This window comes from Leucothrix pacifica (assembly GCF_003172875.1).
Lineage (GTDB): Bacteria > Pseudomonadota > Gammaproteobacteria > Thiotrichales > Thiotrichaceae > Leucothrix > Leucothrix pacifica.
Window position 1 is genome coordinate 1 of the sequence record NZ_QGKM01000127.1, and the last position, 5,599, is coordinate 5,599.

General features: G+C 45.7%; 4 protein-coding genes. 2 read left to right on the forward strand and 2 right to left on the reverse strand.

Annotated features, from left to right (window positions below; translation table 11 throughout):
• Nucleotides 1-30 precede the first annotated feature (30 nt).
• On the reverse strand, nt 31-237 hold the full coding sequence (locus DKW60_RS23115) for a hypothetical protein (RefSeq protein WP_109840008.1): 207 nt from the start codon (nt 235-237) through the stop codon (nt 31-33).
• Nucleotides 238-264: 27 nt separating this feature from the next.
• A complete protein-coding gene (locus DKW60_RS23120) occupies nt 265-1,239 on the reverse strand; it encodes a catalase family protein (protein WP_109840009.1) in 975 nt (324 codons plus the stop codon).
• A 329-nt stretch (nt 1,240-1,568) separates the two neighbouring features.
• Here DKW60_RS23120 and DKW60_RS23895 point away from each other — a divergent pair, with 329 nt between their 5' ends.
• Entirely contained in the window at nt 1,569-4,688 is a 3,120-nt protein-coding gene (locus DKW60_RS23895; RefSeq protein WP_181389867.1) for a LodA/GoxA family CTQ-dependent oxidase, read from the forward strand.
• Complete coding sequence (locus DKW60_RS23130; protein ID WP_109840010.1) at nt 4,685-5,599, forward strand: NAD(P)/FAD-dependent oxidoreductase; 915 nt, start codon at nt 4,685-4,687, stop codon at nt 5,597-5,599. Before DKW60_RS23895 ends, DKW60_RS23130 begins: the two co-directional genes overlap by 4 nt.

Sequence of the window (5,599 nt, forward strand, 5' to 3'; positions counted from 1 at the left end):
GAAAAACCGGGACGCGGCGTAGAATTCTTCTCAGACACTACTCTTGACCATAGCTCGTGCTCTAAACCATGAATAAGGTATTAGCCTTGAACCTTGTGTCCCCCTGTACCATTCATGACGATCCTTTTCTGACCAGCCCTGTTCTAACCAATCTTGCTGTTCGGCAAAAGCAAAATTGGTTGCCGCGGTGTGAATTACTGAAGAAATTAATAATGATAAAGCCAGTTTATACTTCATTTGAACTCCTTGTTTCTTGTGGACTTGCTAAGTGTTATTGTCACTGAATGGACAGGTAGAAGGGGTATCTTCGAGTCGTGTTTCTGCTGATTTGTTATAAACCGCTTTTCGTAATCGATTGATGCCGCCCAAGGGTTCATGAGCCGACAAAGCATGCCACGGATTGAAAACAAGGTTTTCACAAGCTGTTTGATTTTCAGCAGTGGAAATATTTGTTTGCGGTGCGGCAATAGTGATTACCGCGACCTTAACAAAAGGGTATTTTGCCTCATCCCAATGCTGAGTAGCATTTTCTATCACTAAGTTATCTTCACTCTTTTTGCGTACTTGTAGCATAAAATCAAACACCACTGGTTGCGCTTGTTTCATTCGTTCATCAAGTGCTTCTTTTAAATAGTTCGGTGATGGATTGTTGGGTAATACTTGTGGGTTTGCGGCTACTCTTGGTTTCGCAGTAAACCTCATGACTTGTTTATCACCAAAACCAAAAGGAGCCGCGCCAAAATATGAGGACTCGAGTGGGTCAGCAACGGGAATGGCACTAATCTGTTGGACGATCTTAAATGTTTGAGCAGCAACGGCTTGTTGTTCTTTTGTGAAATCGCCACTTGCTAAGGGAGCGAAAAAACGCCTTATATCATCATTATCCTCCACTAAAATTTGGTTTAACAGCAAATAATCGGACACATTAGCAAATGCAAATGATGGTGTATTGATCATCAAAAAGTCTTGATTCCGTGCGCCGCAATCTTCTTGCAAAAAATCTCCGCCAGGTTCTATGTCAAGCACTTTGACTGCCATACCCCGACTTTTGTTGGTGACTTTTTTAGATTCAGCAGAAATATCGACATCATTATCAACAAGTGCCGTGGCATTGGAATAACGAATCCGTGCTTGGTATTTTTTACCAGGTGTACTAAATAATCCTACCCGCAAGTCAGCCGGAATATCCTCATTAATTTGAAAAGTTGCGTCAACACAACCGTGTGCTTTGGGGTGCACACCTCGTAATACCTTCTGACCAGTATCAGAGTATCTTTTTTTAGTAATGAAGCTGTCAAGTCTGTGATCTCGTCGATCTTTTGTTGTTCTGAGTTCATAGAATTCCTTATCGGTTTAGTTGAGTGGCTTAATTTTTAAGCTGTTAACTTTTCCTTAAAATTTCAGAAAATATCAAATATTTCGCACAAATATTGCACATAAATAGAATATATGCTAGTTTTTTCATTGAGAATTGTGAGCTATTAATTATTGACTATCAGCAGTTATTTTATATTTATAATTAATATTTCATGCAATATGTCTACATATCGTTAAATTAGGGCCCACCTATGAAAGACCTATTATCCGAAACCGTAAAAAGCAAAGAGACCAGCCAAGCAAATTGCAAATCACCCGCTGATGGTCTGGAGTCAATGTTTGTAGATCAAGTACAAAAAACGCGCGTAGAAAAAGGCAATCAATGTCCTGCTCGCCGCCCAGTCTTTCTAAGAACTCATGGTGCTATAAAAGGTGAGTTAGTGTTTCAGGATGATATCCCAACACATTTACAGCATGGTCTATTCGCCAATCCCAGCAGAAAACACCCCGTCTGGTTACGTTACTCGTCTGACTTGATTGATGGTCGTCCAGATTACTTGAGTACTATTGGCTTAGGTATCAAGCTGTTTGATGTGCCAGGAGAGAAGTGCATTGATCAGAGCAATAAAAATGAGGAAGATAATGCTGAAACAGCAGATTTACTCTTTCAAAATGTTCCCTATTTTTTTGTTGATACCGCTGAAGATATGTGTGGCTTTACTCAAGCCAGCTTGGAAGGTCTAGGAGATGAATGGATACAAAAAAAATCCCCCATTACCAAAAAACTGCTGAAGCAAATGCAGCAGAATGTCAGCTCAGTGTTGCAAACAGTATTATGGAGCGTGATCCCCTTTAAGTTGGGGAATGGTTATTGCAAGTATCTTGTAAAGCCAAACCTCTCAAGCTTCGCTAATGACCCAGATATTAACGACCCTAATTATCTGGGGAAGGATTTGGTTGAACGACTGAAAGCAGGGCCAGCTGGTCTTGATCTATACATCCAACCTCGCCCTGATTCATCAACTTGTACTCTTAGTTATTTGGATGAACACTTCCCTCTGGACAGGGCCACCGTCGTTTGGGATGAAGACATTGCCAAGCCCATTAAAGTAGCTAGTATCCATATTGAGCAGCAAGATATCAGTGAAGAGTCACAGCAAACCTACGGTGATTGGTTAGCGTTTAATGTGGGGCGTGTGCCGTTAGTCAATGCGCCCGTGGGCAGTATTGCCGAAGCACGTATGCAGGTTTATCAAGCCAGTGCGAATTATCGGCGAGAGAAAAATAATCAACCAATGAGTGAAAATAGCAACCCTAATGAGCAAAGTATTAAAAACCCAGTCTGTCCTTTTGCAGGTCAAACTGCACCGCCTAAGGCTAGTGAGCTGACATCAGAACAAATTGACTGTATTACCCATGTGCGTATTCATCCGGGGATTGGAGTCTCACGCATCGGTAATAGCCAAAGTGAATACACCATCGGCCCTGAAGTGATGAATCCCAAGGCTGTCGAGTTTGGTGAGACTCGCGATAAAACAGGCGCAATTAAACGCCAAGCAGCTCGTTTCCGTCTTTATGGTTATGACAAGCACGGCCAAGTTGTTGCTGAAGTTCAGCACACAGCAGAAACGCCAATCGAATGGGCGGTGCATGTCGCGAATAAAAAAGCACAATGGTACGAGTTTGATACTGCAATGGACTTGGTCGCGACCCAAAACGTAGCCGTAGGTTTGCGCAATCCTAGTGTTAAAAAAGCAGATCATCGTGAAGCCTTAAGCATTGACCCAGGACAAAAGAAGATCTCAGGTATCAGCATGAGGGATGGTAGTTACCGATTAACAGGTGACTTTCAGGGGACACCTGTTACCTTGGGAGAACTGCGTACTGATGCAGTGGGTCGTTTGCTATTTTTGCCAGGTCATGGTGTATCTGCCAGCCCAGAAAGCAAACCCGTGTATGACCCTGATCGTCCCGGTAGCTTTAATAATGCTGCAGGTTGGTATGACGATATTGCTGATGGTCCGGTACAGGCGACCGTTCGCATCGGTGGTAGACAATTTGATGCTGACCCTGCGTGGGTGGTCAGTGCCCCACCAAACTATGCCCCTGATTTGGTGAGTTGGAGGACTATGGACGACTTGATGCGCCGAGTGATGATGCAGGCGGGTATCATACCACTCCCACAACAAGTGTCATTTACGCGTGACATCCAACCAGTCTTACAACGTCTCAGTCAACTACAGTGGGTGAATAAAGGCTTCCTATCCTTATTCGGTGCTGGCTCACCCATGAACTTTGCCGACCCTGAGCTATTAAAACGCCTATCCAAAGTGCCTGAAAGTCGCGCTTACCCCGATCCGTATCAAAACTTACGGCGCAGCGTTTACCATTACTTCCGTTCGGCCAATGGCAATGACTTAGATAGAACCGCTTATCCACCTTTATATGGTGATACTTTTGGTTATACGGATGACTCCGCTGTTGCCAGTACCGACGTGGCTGCCCATACCTACTTGCGAGTCCCTGATTGGTTTGAGCACAACCTAAAAAGTTGGGTAGAAGGGCGTTTCGTTGATGACTATCATACAGATTCAGCCGACAAAGATAGTCTGGAAGAGACCGACTTACAACAACGTCCCGAAATGTTGGATCGAGCAGCGCTACACTTTTGCTTGGCCGATGCTTTTCACCCCGGCTGCGAACTGACTTGGCCGATGCGACATGCCTCTATGTACCGAGCGCCTTACCGCATCCGCATGCGCCCGCCAGGAAAAGACGCACCGATGTATCCTTCGAAAATGACTCAGGCCGAAGTGTTGAAAATGGGTGGGCCGCTTTATGAGCAAGGGCCAGGAGATTTAACACGTTGGATGGCGATACCGTGGCAGGGTGACACTGCGTTTTGTCGTTCAGGTTACGACATGGAATATGATCCTTATGTCCCTGCATACTGGCCTGCGAGAGTACCTAATCAAGTGTTGACTAAGGCAGAATATAAAACCCTGTGCGACAAATCTCTGACAACAGAAGAGCGAACTGCTGCCTTTTACCAACGTGCAAGCTGGGATCGACAGTTGCCAAAAGATCAGCCAGCACCCGAACAGATGCAATATGTGATTGATCACTTTGGTGAGCTAGGAATTGTTGAGGCAATGCCTCGTCCTACCGATTATGAACTAAGCTGGTTGCCAGACGTTATATATGTTGAAAACCTAACATCCACCAAGGCCGCTGAACTGAAAGCTGCTCACGAAGAAATGATGACGACGCTGGAAGATATGGACTTTCACGATAAGCAGGCAGCAGAAGCGGGCTGGTTTAACGCTGAACAACGTGACGAATTCGCTACCATCAAGCGACGAGGTCGATGACAGCTGCTTCAGATTACGATGTGGTGATTGTTGGTGCTGGCCCCGCAGGTTCGGCAGCTGCAATTGTGTTATGTCAAGGCGGTTTGCGGGTTGCCTTGGTTGATTTACCCGTGACAGATACTTTAAAAGTGGGAGAGTCGTTACCCGGTGCGATAGTGCGCTTGTTACAGCGCATAGGGATTCATAATCTAGATGCGTTGCTGACGGAAGATGATTACATTCCCTGTGTGGCCAATGCGTCCGCTTGGGACACGCCACACTGGTCTTACAAAGATGCCCTAGCTAACCCAGAAAATGGTGGTTGGCACATAAAAAGGCAACAATTTGATACCGCCTTACGCCAAGCAGCCATAGCGGCAGGTGCAGAGTTACTCATCGGGCGTGTAAATACAGTGCAAACACAGAGTTTAGATGGTTACCAAATAAACTTTCATGATGAAAAATCGGGTACGGATGCCATTGTTCAAGGAGGCTGGGTGATTGATGCCTCAGGGCGACGCGGCGTAGTGGCAAGACAACTTGGCGGCCGTTACCAACGGGTGCAAGAACAGCTTGCCGCTGTCGGCTGGTTTTATTGTAGCCCTGATGATCAGGAGCAAATGACCCGTGTGAAAACAGTCAACGATGGATGGTGGTATACCGCAAGAATCCCCGGTGGGATGCGGGTAGCTGTGTTTCACGGTAACGCTGAATCGGTCGCAACTTTGGTGCGTGACGCTGAATCTTTTACAGCGGCTTATCAAGCCGCAGAACTATTGCCTTTTGATTGGGAGTCACCACAGCTGGTGCAAAAGCCATTTGCTTGCGATGCAGGCATCAAGCGTTTGCAACCCGCAGGCGCTGAACGTTGGTTAGCAGTAGGGGATGCAGTGTTAGCCTTTGATCCGTTACTAGTAGTGCATCATTTTTGA

Coding starts and splice junctions, on each gene's coding strand:
- DKW60_RS23115 (WP_109840008.1), bottom strand. CDS start 237: ATGAAGTATAAACTGGCTTTATCATTATTAATTTCTTCAGTAATTCAC.
- DKW60_RS23895 (WP_181389867.1), top strand. CDS start 1,569: ATGAAAGACCTATTATCCGAAACCGTAAAAAGCAAAGAGACCAGCCAA.
- DKW60_RS23130 (WP_109840010.1), top strand. CDS start 4,685: ATGACAGCTGCTTCAGATTACGATGTGGTGATTGTTGGTGCTGGCCCC.